This window comes from Cytobacillus pseudoceanisediminis, assembly GCF_023516215.1.
Classification (GTDB): domain Bacteria; phylum Bacillota; class Bacilli; order Bacillales; family Cytobacillaceae; genus Cytobacillus; species Cytobacillus pseudoceanisediminis.
On the sequence record NZ_CP097349.1, the window covers coordinates 1,551,005 to 1,566,939 of the forward strand.

The 15,935-nt window shown below is 39.4% G+C and carries 19 protein-coding genes and 2 pseudogenes; 11 read left to right on the forward strand and 10 right to left on the reverse strand.

The features are described 5' to 3' along the window. Window positions 1–42 precede the first annotated feature (42 nt). From qoxD to qoxA, 4 genes and pseudogenes are all read right to left on the reverse strand, one after another. Entirely contained in the window at window positions 43–348 is a 306-nt protein-coding gene (gene qoxD, locus M5V91_RS08265; protein WP_019379818.1) for a cytochrome aa3 quinol oxidase subunit IV, read from the reverse strand. After that, window positions 349–954 carry a cytochrome aa3 quinol oxidase subunit III gene (gene qoxC, locus M5V91_RS08270; RefSeq protein ID WP_009334518.1) on the reverse strand — a complete coding sequence of 202 codons (606 nt, stop codon included), beginning with the start codon at window positions 952–954 and terminating at the stop codon, window positions 349–351. Beyond that, a pseudogene (gene qoxB, locus M5V91_RS08275) lies at window positions 944–2,919 on the reverse strand (cytochrome aa3 quinol oxidase subunit I). The gene qoxC and the pseudogene qoxB overlap by 11 nt, the downstream one beginning before the upstream one ends. Further along, a complete protein-coding gene (gene qoxA / locus M5V91_RS08280) occupies window positions 2,909–3,898 on the reverse strand; it encodes a cytochrome aa3 quinol oxidase subunit II (protein WP_009334520.1) in 990 nt (329 codons plus the stop codon). Before qoxA ends, qoxB begins: the two are co-directional and overlap by 11 nt. Window positions 3,899–4,356: 458 nt before the next feature. Between qoxA and ltaE the strand changes: the two genes are divergently transcribed. Further along, window positions 4,357–5,388, forward strand: a complete 1,032-nt coding sequence (gene ltaE, locus M5V91_RS08285) for a low-specificity L-threonine aldolase (RefSeq protein ID WP_251175629.1) — start codon at window positions 4,357–4,359, stop codon at window positions 5,386–5,388. 125 nt (window positions 5,389–5,513) lie between these two features. Here ltaE and M5V91_RS08290 read toward each other — a convergent pair whose 3' ends face one another. Continuing rightward, the gene (locus tag M5V91_RS08290; RefSeq protein WP_019379821.1) at window positions 5,514–5,660 is read right to left on the reverse strand and encodes a YwzD family small protein; all 147 of its coding nucleotides are present in this window, start codon (window positions 5,658–5,660) and stop codon (window positions 5,514–5,516) included. A 279-nt stretch (window positions 5,661–5,939) separates the two neighbouring features. On the opposite strand from M5V91_RS08290, the gene M5V91_RS08295 reads away from it, so the two are divergent. Continuing rightward, window positions 5,940–6,068 carry a hypothetical protein gene (locus M5V91_RS08295; RefSeq protein ID WP_019379822.1) on the forward strand — a complete coding sequence of 43 codons (129 nt, stop codon included), beginning with the start codon at window positions 5,940–5,942 and terminating at the stop codon, window positions 6,066–6,068. A gap of 42 nt (window positions 6,069–6,110) precedes the next feature. On the opposite strand, the gene M5V91_RS08300 is transcribed toward M5V91_RS08295, so the two are convergent. Further along, window positions 6,111–7,049: a DMT family transporter gene (locus tag M5V91_RS08300; protein WP_217024862.1), complete on the reverse strand. Its 939-nt coding sequence runs from the start codon at window positions 7,047–7,049 to the stop codon at window positions 6,111–6,113. Window positions 7,050–7,196: 147 nt separating this feature from the next. On the opposite strand from M5V91_RS08300, the gene M5V91_RS08305 reads away from it, so the two are divergent. The 3 genes from M5V91_RS08305 (at window position 7,197) to M5V91_RS08315 (ending at window position 11,047) form a co-directional block, all read left to right on the forward strand. Next, window positions 7,197–9,365, forward strand: coding sequence for a beta-propeller domain-containing protein (locus M5V91_RS08305; RefSeq protein ID WP_251175630.1), 2,169 nt, complete (start codon window positions 7,197–7,199; stop codon window positions 9,363–9,365). A gap of 161 nt (window positions 9,366–9,526) precedes the next feature. After that, entirely contained in the window at window positions 9,527–10,531 is a 1,005-nt protein-coding gene (locus tag M5V91_RS08310) for a DUF3231 family protein (RefSeq protein ID WP_009334525.1), read from the forward strand. Between the two features lie 108 nt (window positions 10,532–10,639). After that, window positions 10,640–11,047 carry a hypothetical protein gene (locus M5V91_RS08315; protein ID WP_019379826.1) on the forward strand — a complete coding sequence of 136 codons (408 nt, stop codon included), beginning with the start codon at window positions 10,640–10,642 and terminating at the stop codon, window positions 11,045–11,047. An 83-nt stretch (window positions 11,048–11,130) separates the two neighbouring features. Here M5V91_RS08315 and M5V91_RS08320 read toward each other — a convergent pair whose 3' ends face one another. Next, window positions 11,131–11,517 (reverse strand): globin domain-containing protein, encoded by a 387-nt coding sequence (locus tag M5V91_RS08320; protein ID WP_251175649.1) that lies wholly within the window; start codon window positions 11,515–11,517, stop codon window positions 11,131–11,133. Between the two features lie 146 nt (window positions 11,518–11,663). Between M5V91_RS08320 and M5V91_RS08325 the strand changes: the two are divergent. Both M5V91_RS08325 and pgoN read left to right on the forward strand, forming a co-directional pair. Then, window positions 11,664–11,869, forward strand: a pseudogene (locus M5V91_RS08325) (zinc ribbon domain-containing protein). 127 nt (window positions 11,870–11,996) lie between these two features. After that, entirely contained in the window at window positions 11,997–12,824 is an 828-nt protein-coding gene (gene pgoN / locus M5V91_RS08330) for a glyoxal/methylglyoxal reductase (RefSeq protein ID WP_251156375.1), read from the forward strand. Between the two features lie 42 nt (window positions 12,825–12,866). Here the strand turns inward: pgoN and M5V91_RS08335 are convergent, their stop codons facing one another. Further along, a complete protein-coding gene (locus tag M5V91_RS08335) occupies window positions 12,867–13,067 on the reverse strand; it encodes a hypothetical protein (protein ID WP_009334530.1) in 201 nt (66 codons plus the stop codon). A gap of 159 nt (window positions 13,068–13,226) precedes the next feature. Here M5V91_RS08335 and M5V91_RS08340 point away from each other — a divergent pair, with 159 nt between their 5' ends. Next, on the forward strand, window positions 13,227–13,799 hold the full coding sequence (locus M5V91_RS08340; protein ID WP_009334531.1) for a hypothetical protein: 573 nt from the start codon (window positions 13,227–13,229) through the stop codon (window positions 13,797–13,799). A gap of 32 nt (window positions 13,800–13,831) precedes the next feature. Here M5V91_RS08340 and M5V91_RS08345 read toward each other — a convergent pair whose 3' ends face one another. Further along, window positions 13,832–14,140 carry a hypothetical protein gene (locus M5V91_RS08345; protein ID WP_009334532.1) on the reverse strand — a complete coding sequence of 103 codons (309 nt, stop codon included), beginning with the start codon at window positions 14,138–14,140 and terminating at the stop codon, window positions 13,832–13,834. A 154-nt stretch (window positions 14,141–14,294) separates the two neighbouring features. On the opposite strand from M5V91_RS08345, the gene M5V91_RS08350 reads away from it, so the two are divergent. Genes M5V91_RS08350 through M5V91_RS08360 form a run of 3 tightly spaced genes read left to right on the forward strand, consistent with a single transcriptional unit; the run spans window position 14,295 to window position 15,323 of the window. Next, a complete protein-coding gene (locus M5V91_RS08350; RefSeq protein WP_009334533.1) occupies window positions 14,295–14,819 on the forward strand; it encodes a hypothetical protein in 525 nt (174 codons plus the stop codon). After that, window positions 14,819–14,962, forward strand: a complete 144-nt coding sequence (locus M5V91_RS08355) for a hypothetical protein (protein WP_019379830.1) — start codon at window positions 14,819–14,821, stop codon at window positions 14,960–14,962. Before M5V91_RS08350 ends, M5V91_RS08355 begins: the two co-directional genes overlap by 1 nt. Before the next feature lie 25 nt (window positions 14,963–14,987). Further along, window positions 14,988–15,323, forward strand: coding sequence for a DUF3889 domain-containing protein (locus tag M5V91_RS08360; RefSeq protein WP_009334534.1), 336 nt, complete (start codon window positions 14,988–14,990; stop codon window positions 15,321–15,323). A 33-nt stretch (window positions 15,324–15,356) separates the two neighbouring features. On the opposite strand, the gene M5V91_RS08365 is transcribed toward M5V91_RS08360, so the two are convergent. Further along, window positions 15,357–15,929: an HAD hydrolase-like protein gene (locus tag M5V91_RS08365; protein WP_284521998.1), complete on the reverse strand. Its 573-nt coding sequence runs from the start codon at window positions 15,927–15,929 to the stop codon at window positions 15,357–15,359. Between the last annotated feature and the right edge of the window lie 6 nt (window positions 15,930–15,935).

Consider the following 15,935-nt stretch of genomic DNA (forward strand, 5'->3'; position numbering starts at 1 on the left):
TCTGGCTCATGGGATGGACAAGGCGATTCCGCTTTTCTTGAATTAATGAGCCGCGTGCCCAGAAGTGAGAACCCAAATAGAACCTACTACAATTACAATAACCATAAATACGGCATAAATCATATTAACTAAGTTCGTTTTGCCGTCTTCTCCTTCTCTTAAGTGCATGAACATGAACAGCTGCATGCCTGCCTGAATGACAGCCAGCGAGCCGATGATCCACATGATCACTTTAAAAGAGAGGTTCGTTTTTAGGGCAATACCTGCTGCTGCAAATGTCAGCACAAGGGAAACAACAAATCCAATGACATGGCTTATAGGGAAGCTTTTTGATTGATGATGTTCCATTTAAGCCACCAGTCCTTTCAAATACACGAATGTGAAAATAAAGATCCAGACCACATCAAGGAAGTGCCAGTAAAGGCCGATAATAAACGTTTTTCTTGCTGTAGTAGGGGTAAGGCCTCTTTTTAAAAGCTGGATAATGACCATAGTTGCCCAGCCAATTCCCAATGTAACATGGGCTCCGTGTGTACCCAGCAGGACAAATAAGCTGGATAGGAACGCACTTGTCTGCATCGTTGCACCTTCATGGGCATAATGGATAAACTCATTAATCTCCATGAATAGGAATCCTGCGCCAAGTGCAAGGGTAATCACCAGCCAGGTGATTAGCCCTTTCAGGTTATGGCGGCGCATTTCAAAAATGGCGATGCCCATTGTAAAGCTGCTTGTCAAAAGGAGGACTGTCTGAATCATGACATCCTTGATCACAAAAATGTCTTTATGTGTTGGCCCTCCAGCAAAGCGTTCATATAAAACTCCATATACTCCGAACAGAGTGGCAAATAGAACGATTTCAGCGCCAAGGAAAACCCAGAAGCCAAGAATATTCATCCGGTCCTGTTCAGTTTGATATTCAAGGGGCAAAGAAGTATCCACTTTAGCTGACATGATCGTGCACCTCTCCTTCTGTTTTTCTCCACGCATTTTCAATTCTGTGGATTTCATCTTTTGTAACATGGAAGCCTTCATTGTAATCGAATGAACGAATGATCAATCCAGCAAAAATGCCGATGGCAGCTACAGCTGCAGCGATGTGCCATTCAAATACAAGGAGGAAGCCTGCGATGCCAAAGATGACACCCATATAAATCGGAAGCCAGGAATTGCTTGGCATATGAATCTCTTCGATTTCACTGTCATATAACGTTAAGCCTTCATTCTTTTTTTCATGTGCCAGAAAGGATCAAGGGATTTAACTTCCGGCAGTTTTGCAAAGTTATAGAATTGAACAGGTGACGCAGTAGACCATTCCAATGTTCTTGCGTCCCATGGGTCGCTTGAAATGTTTCTGTCGGCATAGCGGATGCTCCAGTAAATGTTGTAGCAGAACACCGCGAATCCGGCTGCCAGAATGATGGAACCAATTGCCGAAAGCATAAAGAGTGGTGCAAATCCAGACTCGGCAGAGTATGTGTATGCACGTCTTACAGCTCCGTTTAATCCAAGGAAGAACATAGGCATGAATGTTACGTTAAAGCCGATAACAAATAGCCAGAAATGCCATTTACCGATTTTTTCATTCAGCATGAAGCCGAACATTTTTGGCCACCAGTAGTAAAGACCTGCAAATACCGCAAATACGACACCTGGAATTAATACATAGTGGAAGTGGGCAACCAGGAATAATGTATTGTGATACTGATAATCCGCTGCACCCATTGCAAGCATTACGCCAGTAACCCCGCCTATGACGAAGCATGGGACGAATGCAAGTGCCCAAAGCATGGCGGAAGTAATTTTTATGCGGCCTTTACGCATCGTAAACAGCCAGTTAAACATCTTGACTCCAGTCGGTATGGCTATCGCCATCGTCGTGATGGAGAAGAAAGAGTTTACAGCAGGGCCTGATCCCATTGTATAGAAATGGTGGACCCAGACAACCATACTTAAAAGGGCAATTCCAAGGATGGAAAATACCATTGATTTATATCCAAACAATGATTTTCTTGAGAAAGTGGCAATAACTTCTGAGAAAATCCCGAATGCAGGAAGGGCAACAATGTAAACTTCAGGATGTCCCCAAAGCCAGAACAGGTTAGCCCAAAGCATATCCATTCCTCCGCCTGATACTGTAAAGAAGTGTGTTCCATACAGACGGTCGAATGTCATCAATGCCAATGCAACTGTGAAAATAGGGAAAGCTGCCACAATCAGAATGGATGTTACAAAGGTAGTCCAAGTGAACATCGGCATTTTCATTAGTGTCATGCCTTTTGTTCTCATTTTCAAAATCGTGACGATAAAGTTTATACCTGTCATCAGTGTCCCGATACCAGCAATTTGCAGCGCGACTGCGTAAAAATTATTGCCGATTCCAGGGCTGAATTCCTTGCCTGCAAGAGGGAAGTAAGATGTCCAGCCTGCATCAGGCGATCCCCCGATAACAAAAGAAATATTAAATAGCATAGCTCCGCTGAAGAACAGCCAGAAGCTAAGTGCATTCAGCTGCGGAAAGGCAACGTCACGCGCACCAATTTGAAGCGGAATGACAACGTTCATTAATCCAATCAAGAATGGCATTGCCATGAAAAGAATCATAATAACGCCGTGTGTTGTAAAAATTTCATTATAGTGCTGTGAATTCAGAAATTCCATTTCAGGGCGTGCTGTCTGAGCTTTCATCAGCAAGCCGTCCATCCCGCCGCGGAAAAACATCAATACTGCGGAGATGATATACATGATACCGATTTTTTTATGATCAACTGTAGTCAGCCATTCGGTCCATAGGTATTTCCACTTTTTTAAATACGTGATGGCAGCGACTGCACCAATCATCGTTAATAAAATAGCAATCTGTGAACCTAGTATAAGGGGGTCCCCAGTAATAAAAAACTCATCCCATTTAATGCCCATGATGGCCACCTCCATGGTTTTCTTGACTATCATGGCTCTCTTCTTCACCATGACCTTCAATTACGTTTGGATTCTCATTTTTATAATTGTCATCTTCTTCGAATGTTTTACCTTGATATCCATGGCCTCTGTAGAGCTCAGGATTTGTATAAGCCTTCGAATTTGGATCAGCATGGTTAACCCATTCTAAATGAGTATTGGAATATGTCAGTCTTCCTAAATGCGTAGGCTTCAGCAGCCCTTCATACTCTTTCTCAGTCAGTTTAGGTGCTGTTTCTTTAACGTCGTCAACCCATTGGTCAAAATCTTCCTGTGTTTGAGCAAGAACCTCAAACTTCATATCCGCATAGCCGCGGCCGTTAAAGTTCGTGTTCTGTCCTTCATATGATCCAGGGTTATCAGCGACAAGATACATTTCAGTTTCCATTTTGGGCATCGTATATTTCTGTCCGCCAAGTGCAGGCACCCAGAAAGATTGCATAGTGCTGGCAGATGTCATTTTAAAGAGAACCGGCGTATCTTCAGGAATATTGACATAGTTCACTGTTTCAATGCCTTCTTCAGGATAGCTGAAGATCCATTTCCAGTCAGCAGATGTTACATGTATTGTAATAGGTTCTTTTTCTTCATAGCCCTTAGGTGTTTCTTCCAGCGCATAAAGTGTTTTTACTGTCGGGATTGTTAGGGCGATGACAATTAAAATCGGAATCCCGGTCCAAATAATTTCAAGTAGTGTACTTCCATGCTCCTCAGGGGGTTCATAATCTTTATTCTCAGGTCGTTCACGGTATTTCCAGACAATGTAGCCGAATAATCCAAACACGACTGCAACGACAAGAAGCATCCAGATAAGGGACCAGTTAATTAATTCGGTAATGCTTCTTGCAACGGGGCCCTGAGGTTCAAATACAACCATATTGCAGCCGCTTAAAACCATTAAGGGCAATAGGGCTGTTAAAGAGAGCAGCATTTTCTTCATCTGATGTTTCATCTCCTTTTGACAAAAACTATTGTTAAATAATTCACAAATAATGTGCGGGTTTTCACAAAGATGCCAAAAAAATATATAGCTGGTAAACATAAGCATCCTTAAAAACCTTTATTTAACTTAGTTATCACTGTGTAAATGATATTAACATAAGCAAATGTGAAAAGTTGTGACAAAAGTGGGAAGGAAATAAATGTAAGCTATTTGGACAGCTTATATTTTTGTTCAAATAGCATTATTACAGGGTTTTGGTCATCAAAACAACTTTTGAACAAATTTTGAACTTTAATGCGACACCCTAATTATCTTATGTTACATCCATATTCAAGCAAAAAACCACCAAATAAAATTCTCCATACAAGAATTAATTAAATGAATTCTCTCTTTGTTGAAAAATACTGAATAGTACAGTAACATGGACTAATAATAGAGAAGGACAGGGTGAGGAAATGACTGATTTAAGAAGTGATACGGTTACAAAGCCAACTGAAGAAATGAGGAAAGCTGCTTATGAAGCTGAAGTTGGGGATGACGTATACGGAGAGGATCCATCAATAAATAAATTGGAAGAGACAGCTGCTGAGGTGCTTGGTAAGGAGGCAGCTCTGTTTGTAACGAGCGGCACACAGGGAAACCAGATTGCCATCTTAACACATTGCCGTCCGGGCAATGAAATTATTCTTGAAGCAGAAAGCCATATTTTTTATTATGAAAGCGGCGCTTCATCGGCCTTTGCCGGAGTCCAGACAAGGACGCTAAGTGGGATAAGAGGTGCAATGAATCCTTCAGAAGTGGAGTATGCCATTAGGGGAGAAGATCAGCATTATCCGGAAACAGGATTGATTTGTCTGGAAAATACCCATAACAGAGCTGGCGGTGCCGTAATACCTATTGATAATATGGAAGAAATATACAGAATTGCCAAAACGAATAATATTCCCGTACATATTGATGGGGCAAGACTGTTTAATGCAGCCGCAGCCTTAAACCTGCCGGCTTCTGAAATGGCCAATCATTGCGACACTGTGCAAGTATGCCTCTCTAAGGGGCTCGGAGCACCTGTTGGTTCCATTCTTGCAGGCAGCAGAGAATTTATTGCTGCAGCAAGAAAATGGCGCAAAAGATTGGGAGGGGGACTCCGCCAGGCTGGGATCATAGCAGCCCCGGGAATTGTTGCATTAACGAATATGAGAGAGCGTTTAGCCGAGGATCACGAAAATGCTCAATATCTTGCACAGCAGCTTGGACAAATCAAAGGGATTGAAATCGTAAATCAAGTAGATACAAATATCATTGTGGCTGATGTAAAAAACCTTAAAATGAACTCATCGGAATTTGTTGAAAAGTTAAAAGCTGGGGGAGTGCTTTCAGGAACTTTCGGACCTTCTTATGTGCGTTTTGTCACTCACTATGATGTTACTAAAAAGCAGCTTGAAGATGCAGTCATAGCCATACACAGAACAGCTGGTCAAATGATCTAACTGCAAATAAAAACGCATGTTTTCTGCAGCAAGCGTTTTTCCGTTTCAAATGAATCGCATATCTCAGCTTAGATGGCTCAAAAAGCACACAAATGGTTATAAGAAAATAAAAGGAAATCGGCGCATTAGCCGATTTCCTTTTTGTTGATTAAAGGTTCAAGCTGATTTTTTATATCATCAAGCAATTCATGAATGGTCACTTCATTATCTGTTTGTCCTTTATCAAGAGCGGATTCCAAAAGCTTTGCAAAATCATTAAAGTTAGTTTTCATAATAGACACCTTCAAATTGCAATGTATTTTATGACTCTATTCCCTGATAAGATTTTTAAAACTCATTATATATTATTAATTTTCCGGCTGAGGTGTGACGAATAGTGAACAGCCATTCAATCTTGTTCTTTGTATGAATGTTTAGGTCCTAAGAAATCTGGGTAATTAATACTGATAAATTTCTCAGCTGCCCCCATACCTGTCTAATACAAAGCGAATAGTATAGCAGAAAGAGATTATAGATTCATTCATTCATTAATTAAATCAGGAGGTCTGGTTATGAGATTGGTGCAAATGGATATTGATCAGCTATTGGAAGCCACATCGGAAATTGCCGAAGAAGATCTTGGCTATATGATCAGACATGTAGAAATTGATCATTTATTAGAACGAACCCAGGATTGGTAATATATATGGAAAATCCCCGCAGTCAGGAACTGAGGGGATTTTTTATGCTGAAGACTTATTTTCTTGAACATGGTTCTTAAATCGCAAAGTTTTTTTAGAAGATATAACTACCCCCAAGGTGACAATGCCTCCGCCGATTATCTGATACAAATACAATTTTTCCTCCGTAAAACACAATGCGAAAATGATAGCGAAAATAGGGAGAAGATTCAGGAAAACCCCTGCTTTGGCTGCTCCTATTAAGGAAACTCCAAAATTCCAGGATAGAAAAGCCATAATTGAAGCCAGAAAACCAACATACAGCAAGATTCCTGCGGAAGTTAAGGTGAAGACAGGGGTTTTTTCCATCACTAGATATTCAATAAGGCTTAAAGGCACCAATAGTAAAATGCCGATATATGTTGATGCATAAAAAGAAGTTAGCACAGGCAAAACGTTTGAATATTTTTTGCCAATTACCGAATACGATGCCCACATAATGACTGCTGCCAATACGTATAGATCTCCGGCATTTATTTTCCATGAAAGAAACATTTCAATCGATCCCTTTGAAATAATATATAAAATTCCAAAGACTGACAGGAGAATTCCTGCTGCCTGGTGGGCTAGAAGTTTTTCTCTTAAAATAAATATGGCTAGAATGGCGATAAAAAGCGGTGTAGTACTATTTACCACAGATGCATTAATTGATGTGGTGTATTGCAGCGCAAAATAAATGATTGTGTTGTAACCGGCAACACCTGTCACCGCCAATAGCAAAAGTATCCGCTTATGCTCCCAAATTATGTTCCAATCTCTTTTTAGCTTCTTGACCATAAAAGGAGTTAAAAGCAAGAATGCAATGATCCATCGCATTAGGGAAAAGAGCAGCGGCGGAAAATAATCGACACCAATTCTCCCTATAACAAAATTCCCTCCCCAAATCATGTTCGCTAAAATCAGCATTAAAAAACCATACTTTTTGTTTGTCCCATCCAGCATTTGAGAAAACCTTCTTCCTGCACTGTAATAAATTAAATTTTACCTTTACCGCCAGGAAAATTCATTAATTTCAGAAATTTTATAAAAATTAATTTGTAACTATTGGAAGATTCAACCCGTCAACTTACTTAAAAAGGGGTGTCTTTCATGAAGAAGAAATGGATTTTTCTGGGCGGAATCACACTGATCATTATTTTATTGGCGTACTTCTCGTTTCTTAACAGGTTAAAAATTGTCAGTAACCTGGCAGAAAATAATGAAGAAGTGACAGTTTTAAAGAATAAGGTGTGGGAAGTTACGTTTTCAAAAGAACTTAATCCAGATAGTGTGAACAACAGCTCCGTTTATATTTTGAATGAGGAGGGCGGAAAAGAGCAGGTTAAAGTCTCACTGGAAAATAATAATAAATCCATCGAAATTCAACCGCCTGATGAAGGATATAATCTAAATTCTCCAAACTATACATTGGTCCTTACTAAAGATATCAAAACAAAGGGCGGACAAAACCTGAATCAATCAGTAAAAACTGCTTTCAAAGTTATAGATACTCTGCCGGCAATCGGCTCAAGAAATAAATTGAACGATTACTTTTCAAAAATGCTCAATGAAGAAAGGACATTCCTTGCTGGAAGGGATATGGCAGTGAGCGAGGAGAGCAGCAGTGAAAAGAGCTCAGCAGATTCTGCAGGTGCAGACTTTTCCGCAACAAATGTTCAAGTAGCCGGTATAGATGAAGCTGATCTGATAAAAACGGATGGTACGCATATATACAAAATTACTGATAATAAAGTCCAGATTATTAAGGCCATCCCGGCTGACAAAATGAAGATGGAATCTGAATTATCATTTAATCAGGAATTCTCTCCCTATCAGCTATTTATAGAAGGCAATCAATTAATTGTTATGGGCCACAGCTATAAAGATGCTCCTGTTCACATAGGAAAACCTGCTTCAGAAAAAAAGATTGCACCTGCATTTCATTCCACAAAAACGATTGTTTTCAATATCGATAATAAACAAAATCCAGCACAAATCAGAGAAGCAGATATCGAAGGCAGTTTGCTTGCTTCCAGGCTAATGGATGGAAAGGTATATTTGATTACAAGTCATTTTCCCGAATATTGGATTTTGGAAAGAAATAAAAATGCAGATATGCGTCCCCGTTATTTTGATACTGCCGAGAGCAGGGAGCAGCAGATCGTCGATTATAATGAGATAAAATATTTTCCAGGTTCCCAAAACGCAAATTATATTAATGTAGCTGTATTGAATTTAAGAGCCGACAAAGAGCCACTATCAGTCACAAGCTACTTAGGCAGCGGAAATGAATTCTATATGTCCCATAATAATCTATATTTATCAGCAGCCAATTACAATAATGAAACAATCGGAGACAGACAGATGCCCCATCCGGATACGAGCATCTATAAATTCAATATAAAAGACGGAAAAGTAGAGTTCCAGACATCAACTGAAATAAAAGGCACCGTTTTAAACCAGTTTTCAATGGATGAATATAATGAAAACTTCAGAGTGGTAACAACCAAAGGAGAGGCCTGGGACGAAAGAACCCCTTCTTCCAACAGCCTTTATATTCTGGATAAGAATTTAAAAAAGATTGGACAGCTGGAAAACCTGGCTAGAGGAGAACGGATTTATTCTGCAAGGTTTATGAATGACCGTATTTATATGGTTACTTTTAAGGAAACGGACCCGCTCTTTGTCATTGATGGATCAAATCCGGAAAAACCTTCTGTTCTGGGTGAGTTAAAAATTCCCGGCTTCAGCAATTACCTGCACCCATTAGACGAAAACCACCTCATTGGCTTCGGACATGATACGAAGATAACAGGAGGCAAAGGAGCAGGCAGCCAGCCTGTTATTACAACAGACGGTGTAAAAATATCTTTATTCGATGTAAGCAATACCAATAAGCCAGTTGAAAAAGATACAGAAATAATAGGAGGACGCGGAACATATTCACCTTTAAATCACGATCACAAAGCTCTGTTTATCCATAAAAAGAAAAATCTATATGGATTTCCGATTTCAATCTATCAAAATAAAGAAGGAAGCCAGTTTGAATCAAATTTCGACTACCAGGGTGCGTTAATATACAAAATTACTGCCCAAAATGGAATCGAGCTTCAAAGACAAATAACCCATCAGACAGAAAATGCAATTTATGAAGAATGGGAAGATACAATTGAAAGGCTTATCTATATCGGCGACCACATATATAGCATTTCCCCTAAAAAAGTGGATGCCTACCATATAGATGGATTCAAAAAAGCAGGAGAACTTGAGTTAAATTAATTGGAGGAACCAGCCATTTTCTGGCCGGTTCTTTTTTATGCGCACACTGAAAAACAATAATGGAAATGAATTACCACATATTAGAATGAAAATGTCGAATAAAGGCTAATATAAAGCTGATAGTATATAAATATAATTTTACTAAAACGGCTGGTGAGAATATGAAAGGCGGGAGTACCCCTAAATTAATATCTTCTGAAATGGCCATGCTCTGGAACACCTATGTAGCTGATACAGCAGCAGTCTGCTGCATAAAACACTATATAAAAACAAATGAAGATCCGGATGTCTTGCCGGTTTTGAAATATGCGCTATCCATCGCCAAGGATCACATAGACGACATTTCCTCACTCTTTCAAAAAGAAGATTTTCCCATACCTGATGGATTCAATGAAAAAGACCTGCACAATGACACACCCAGGTTATTTTCAGACGTAACCTATATTAGATTCATGCATCATTTAGGAAGAACCGGATTGAATGCCTATTCACTTGCTAAATCAGTTTCTGCAAGAAAAGACATTCGCAGCATGTTTAAAAAATACTATGAGCAAACAGAGAAACTTTTTGATATGGCCGCTGAGGCCATGGAGGAAAAGGGAATATTCATTCGATCACCATATATAGATTATCCTAAAAAAGTAGAATATGTATCAAACCATCGTTTCCTTGGCGGAATTGCAGGCAAAAAGAGGCAGCTGCTGGCCATCGAAATCGCCCATTTGGGTACGAATATCGAGTTATCCAATATTGCTAAAACTATGCTTTTGGCATTCAGCCAGGTAGCTAAACAAAAAGTCATAAGCGATTATTTCAAAAGAGGCTATGATATGAGCCTGGAGCATGCGGAATATTTTCTCAATGTCTTAAAAAATGACGATGTGGCATATCCAAGCACATGGGATGGGTCTATTACAGACTCAACCATCTCACCTTTTTCGGATAGATTAATGATGTTTCTGATCGCCAGCATAACTGCGGTCGGCGTAATGGACTTTGGAATAGCCATCGGGGCAAGCATTCGAAAAGACCTGGCTATTCAATATGCTAAAATGATGATCAAAGTCGGAAATTTTGCAGATGAAGGAGCAAAAATTATGATTGACAACGGCTGGCTGGAAAAGCCGCCTCAATCACTTGATAGAGAAAAGCTCAGAAATAAGTAGCTGAAGCACCTTTTTGCGGGTGCTTTATTTTTTTTATGATGAATGCAGACCAAAAATTGGGGTAATAGATTACTAGCTTAGAAGAATTAAAAAAGGAGATGAACTCTTATGCGAAAATGGATGCTTGTTTTTACCGCCTGCATACTGATGACAGCATGCAGTGCAGAGGAAGAAAATAAGGAAGGAGCAAAGAATGATTCAACTAATAGCCAGGAATATAATGAAGCTGTGAATACAGAAGGTGAAGAAAAGCCTCTCTCAGTTGCTGAATTGGATGACCGCATTGATGAGGGAATGAATATTGATACTTACTCGGCCGAAGTTCAATCTTGGGCGGAAAAAGGGCAGCTTGAAATGGAAGAAACAGTTACCGTCGAAGATGAAAACACATCATCTGCTGATATCCTGCAGCTTGCGGATGGATTTCTCGGAGTAGCATATGATGAAAAAGAGGTGACAGAAGTTAAAATGTTCCAGTCGGTAGAACATGCAAAAGAATATTTTGAATCTCTGTAACTGGAAAAGTGCTGGAGCTTACCTAACAAAATAATAATTTCTAACCCAACTGATAGTAGACCTTCCGGATGGAAGGTCTTTTCTCATTCTGGACTATTTACCATAATGGCCGCCACCTGCAAAAGCCGATCATAGAATAGAGCGGATGAAGGGTTTTGATCCAGCTCCGTTTCCTTGAAAGCATCTTTCATGCAGGCAAGCCATCTTTGTGCTCTTAAAGGTGTAATATCAAATGGCAGATGCCTTTGTTTCATGGCCGGCGGTCCAAACTCCTGGCTGTAAAGTGGCGGTCCTCCAAGAAATTGCGTAAGAAACATTTTTTGCTTTCTCTTAATTTCCTCTATATCACCTTCAAAAAGGGGACTTAATACAGGATCTGCATAAACCCGGGGATAAAACGCCTCCACTAGCTTCTCAATGGTTTCAGTTCCGCCTATTTCTTCAAAAAGTGTCTTAAAATCATTCACGATTCTCACCTGACTGAATTACATTTTTTTAATTTCATTATATAGAAGTTATACTAACTTAAATGTGATTTAAATCACAGTATGATTATTGGCGAAACTTTTTTCAGCTGTGAACGTAAATTAAAGTAAGAAGTCGAAAGGGTGAGAAGATGGGCAAAAAAGGCTGTATTAAATGCGGCAGCAGTGATGCCGGCCAAAAAGAAGTTGCCATGACTGGTACAGGACTTTCCAAAATGTTTGATATTCAGCATAACCGTTTTCTGGTAGTTTACTGTAAAAAATGCGGATACTCAGAATTCTATAATAAAACTCTTCCACTGCAGGAAATGTTCTGGATTTTTTCTTCGGCGGATAAAAGTAACGGATCATGCATTGCCCATCATGCGGCAATGTTTTTCTTTTTAGGCAAAAAATTTTGTTAGCTGAATGGAATGTGAGAAAATTATCCAGTACCCTAATTAATAAAAAGAGGTGAAAAAAGAATGGAAAATTTACAATCTGCTGTATCATTACATAACGGTGTCAAAATGCCGTGGCTGGGACTGGGTGTTTTTAAAGTTAAGGACGGAGACGAAGTGGTTCAGTCAGTGAAATCAGCCCTTAAAGCAGGATATAAAAGCATTGATACGGCTGCAGTCTATCAGAATGAAGAAGGTGTAGGCCAGGCAATCAAGGAAGCAGGCGTACCTCGTGAAGAACTTTTTATTACCACAAAAGTTTGGAATTCTGACCAGGGCTATGATTCTACAATCAATGCATTTGAAACCAGCCTTGAAAAGCTGGGCCTCGATTATATCGACCTTTACCTGATCCATTGGCCTGTGAAGGGGAAATATAAAGAAACATGGAAAGCCCTTGAAACTCTTTATAAAGAAAAAAGAGTAAAGGCAATTGGTGTGAGCAACTTCCAGATCCATCACCTCGAAGATCTGATGCAGGATGCTGAAATAAATCCTATGGTTAACCAGGTTGAGCTTCATCCTTTGCTGAACCAGGCAGAGCTTAGGGACTTCTGCAAGAAGCAGGACATTCAAATAGAAGCATGGTCACCGCTGGCACAGGGAGAGCTTCTTGAAAACGAAGCATTGAAGGAAATTGCCCAAAAGTACAGCAAATCGGTGGCACAAGTGATCTTAAGATGGGATCTTCAGAACGAAATTGTAACAATACCCAAGTCAGTGAAAGAACATCGCATCATTGAAAATGCTGATGTATTTGACTTTGAGCTTTCTTCAGAAGATATGGACAAAATCAGCAGCTTAAATGAAAATAGACGAGTAGGTCCGGACCCTGACAACTTCGATTTCTAAATAATGCAGGAAACCGGCAGGCAAAAAGCCTGCCGGTTTCCTTTACTCCTCAAAATAATCCCGAAATTCTTCTGTATCCGTTTCGGCTTTATTCTTAAAGTAAGGGTTATCTTCAGTCGAATTTTCCGGATCGAGATTTGTCTTTATCACAAGTGTTGGCCCCGAAGTATGCCCGGCAATCATCCGATCATCCAGTTCTTCGAAATCCGGCAGCTTTTTGCTTCCTGGTTTTATTGGATCCATGGCTGCACCTCCCATCAATAGCGTGCAATGAGCAGGCGGAATTTATTCACATACGTTCCTTAAAAGCTAAAGAATGTTTGCATAGAGGAAAAAAGGTTATTAGGGAAGAAAACATTCTTAGGCAGATATAACGACCGTGTTTTGATGGAGGAAGAAACAATGAGTATTTTCGAGAATATTTTGGATATTTTGGAGAAAAAGGGAGCTATATCAATCCCTTCTTTGCTTGATGAAATGAATAAACTAAGTAACTCTCAGAATACCAGCCGAAAACCGCTTGAATTATCACATGTAAAATCTGTCATCAGCAGAAAAAGAGAAATTTTCCATATAAAAAATAATATTGTCACGATTGACCCTGATAAAGAGCCCATCCTTTTGAGTGTCAGCCTCGGCGGTTATCCCGGACCCTGGTACAAAGTCGAAGTGGATTTTATCAATGGACGTTTTGTATACTTTGAATGGCATTTAAGCTCGTTCTCACATAGAACTGAACTGCCTGCAGCATCAGGCAGCATTGAGGAATTTAAGAAGGAATTATATCGGCTGAAAATTTGGAAGTGGCAGAAGGAATACCAAAACCCTGGAATCATATTGGATAGTGTGACGTGGTCCATAAAGCTGATTACAAAGGAGAATATTTTTGAGAGTCAGGGGATACAGGCATTCCCTGAGGGCTGGGAAAAGTTTTGTAAGGCACTTTCAAAGCTGACAGGAAAATATATATGCTAAAAAGCTGCTGCTAAGGAATAGCTGCAGCTTTTTTAGCGTTCTGAAATCATCTTAAGGACAAAACTCTTATCCTCCTCATCAATGAAAAGGCAATATTCTTCTTCCTCTGTTATGTCAAGAAGATGCTGAAGTTCTTTTGGAATATGGATAGAGCCATTTTCAGATATAAGTCTTTTATTATGGGTTGATTCCAAATCAGCCTTCTCAATAATAATTTGATCCTGGTCGAAGCGAAGATCAGCCAGTTTTCCCGGCATAAGCCCAAATTGGCTGCGCCACTTGCTTGGGAGCAGAATTTTACCAGTTTTATTGAAATTTTTGCATTTATACATTGTTAACATGCTGATCAGCTCCTTCTATGCTTGTTAATCTATTACACATATTGGAATGTTCAAAACACATATTTTAAGCAAATTTAAAAATATCTGCCGTTCTTGCGGAAAGAATGAATAATTTTCCTTTAAATACAAAACCTTTAAAAAAAGGTGGGGTAAGATGAAAAAGAAGCTATATTTGGTGCTTATAATTCTCCTTTCCTGGCTGACTGTTCCATTCATAGGCAAAAGGGATTTTAAACGTTTTTATCCAGCAGCCATTTTTATGTGCCTTTATGTTCTGATAGAAGGGTTTATCGCTGAAAAAAACAAATGGTGGACTATTAAGGAAAGATTACTTCCAAAGCTCAGTGGTGAACTCCCATTGATATTAGGGCCGTTTTTTGCGGGATCTATATGGATATTAAAATTAACTTATGGCAGGCCCTTGCTGTATATCCTTTTGAATTCAGTTGTTGATGCCTTTTTCGCCTACCCTTTTTATACTTGGTTCAAAAAGATTGGGATTTGGAGGCTTCTCCGTTTTACACAGCTGAAGCTATTTATGCTTTTCATGATGAAGTCAATATTCATGTATGTTTTTCATATGGCATTTGTGGATAAAAAAATATTATCGGCGGCAGTTGGCGGATATAGGAATTATTTTAATAAATTCCGAATGAATGAGAGAGAGGAGAGGGGATAATGGAAAAAAGAAGAGACATGTCCTGTACAGATGATAAAGATATTCTCCATCATCTAATGGAAGAACAAATTGCTTATATCTGTGTAGAGGAAGAAGAAGAACGAATGAAGGAAGAAACCATGAATAACGGGAATAACGATTAAGATCTTTTACTGAACGAGGTGGAAAATGAAAAAAATAATTGTCAGCCTTATGGTTTTGATTGCTTTATCAGAATACATTCCCATTCGGGCATTGTCCGTAGAAGCGCATGCTGAAAGACCAGAACCAGCCTATGCTAAATGGGGCAGACTTGCTATGGAAACAGCAAAAAAGAAATATCCTAAAGCTAAAATTCTTGACTACTTGCATATCGGCAGAGAAAGGAGACAAACAACAGACATCGAAAAGTTCAAGCTATGGATAGAAGATGAGGGCAAAGAATTCGGTCTATACATTGATATTGAATTTGATTCAAAAACTGACAGAGTCATCAGGATCAATACGCGAAGATCAGCTAATTAACTTGATCAGAATAAAACCAGGGGCTTTATGATATTATAAAGTCCCTGGTTTCTTATTCTCAAATTCAAATTTTGAATAACAATCAATCGCGAAGTCTGCATAGGGGTTAGGGTTGCGGAATGCACAGGTGCTGATGCCGATCTGTCTGGCAGGCATTAAATCTGTATCCTGGTCGCCAATGGCCAGATCAATATGATAACGCCGATGAAGATATTCATAGGATTCCGGATGCGGCTTTAAGGAGAAACCATCAAATTCAGGGCAGATAACTTCTTCAAAATGGGAAGTGAGTTTCCAATACTCGAGCAGCTCCTCAGTTGATTGCCGGTTCCGATGGGTTACCAGCACGTTTACATTATTTTGCTCTAATATTTCCCTTACATATGGGAATAATGGCTTCTCATCATGCTTAAAAGTAGCTTCCATTTGACGGAAATCCGCAATTTTATCCGGAGAAACATTAAATTTCTGATAGGCTGTCCCGTTTTTAAGAGGCATAAGTACTTCATGAGGATTCAGCTCTTTACCGGATATGCGAATAAAAGCCTGAACCAATGTGGGCCATGTATCTAGAATGGTGCCATCTAAATCCCAGAGAACATTCATAAAAAT

Excerpts from the sequence above, each read along its gene's own strand:
- qoxC (WP_009334518.1), bottom strand. The coding sequence starts at position 954 with ATGTCAGCTAAAGTGGATACTTCTTTGCCCCTTGAATATCAAACTGAA.
- qoxA (WP_009334520.1), bottom strand. The coding sequence starts at position 3,898 with ATGAAGAAAATGCTGCTCTCTTTAACAGCCCTATTGCCCTTAATGGTT.
- M5V91_RS08290 (WP_019379821.1), bottom strand. The coding sequence starts at position 5,660 with ATGAAAACTAACTTTAATGATTTTGCAAAGCTTTTGGAATCCGCTCTT.
- M5V91_RS08295 (WP_019379822.1), top strand. The coding sequence starts at position 5,940 with ATGAGATTGGTGCAAATGGATATTGATCAGCTATTGGAAGCCACATCG.
- M5V91_RS08340 (WP_009334531.1), top strand. The coding sequence starts at position 13,227 with ATGAGTATTTTCGAGAATATTTTGGATATTTTGGAGAAAAAGGGAGCT.
- M5V91_RS08305 (WP_251175630.1), top strand. The coding sequence starts at position 7,197 with ATGAAGAAGAAATGGATTTTTCTGGGCGGAATCACACTGATCATTATT.
- M5V91_RS08355 (WP_019379830.1), top strand. The coding sequence starts at position 14,819 with ATGGAAAAAAGAAGAGACATGTCCTGTACAGATGATAAAGATATTCTC.
- qoxD (WP_019379818.1), bottom strand. The coding sequence starts at position 348 with ATGGAACATCATCAATCAAAAAGCTTCCCTATAAGCCATGTCATTGGA.
- M5V91_RS08345 (WP_009334532.1), bottom strand. The coding sequence starts at position 14,140 with ATGTTAACAATGTATAAATGCAAAAATTTCAATAAAACTGGTAAAATT.
- pgoN (WP_251156375.1), top strand. The coding sequence starts at position 11,997 with ATGGAAAATTTACAATCTGCTGTATCATTACATAACGGTGTCAAAATG.
- M5V91_RS08350 (WP_009334533.1), top strand. The coding sequence starts at position 14,295 with ATGAAAAAGAAGCTATATTTGGTGCTTATAATTCTCCTTTCCTGGCTG.
- M5V91_RS08315 (WP_019379826.1), top strand. The coding sequence starts at position 10,640 with ATGCGAAAATGGATGCTTGTTTTTACCGCCTGCATACTGATGACAGCA.
- M5V91_RS08365 (WP_284521998.1), bottom strand. The coding sequence starts at position 15,929 with ATGAATGTTCTCTGGGATTTAGATGGCACCATTCTAGATACATGGCCC.
- ltaE (WP_251175629.1), top strand. The coding sequence starts at position 4,357 with ATGACTGATTTAAGAAGTGATACGGTTACAAAGCCAACTGAAGAAATG.
- M5V91_RS08360 (WP_009334534.1), top strand. The coding sequence starts at position 14,988 with ATGAAAAAAATAATTGTCAGCCTTATGGTTTTGATTGCTTTATCAGAA.
- M5V91_RS08310 (WP_009334525.1), top strand. The coding sequence starts at position 9,527 with ATGAAAGGCGGGAGTACCCCTAAATTAATATCTTCTGAAATGGCCATG.
- M5V91_RS08335 (WP_009334530.1), bottom strand. The coding sequence starts at position 13,067 with ATGGATCCAATAAAACCAGGAAGCAAAAAGCTGCCGGATTTCGAAGAA.
- M5V91_RS08300 (WP_217024862.1), bottom strand. The coding sequence starts at position 7,049 with ATGCTGGATGGGACAAACAAAAAGTATGGTTTTTTAATGCTGATTTTA.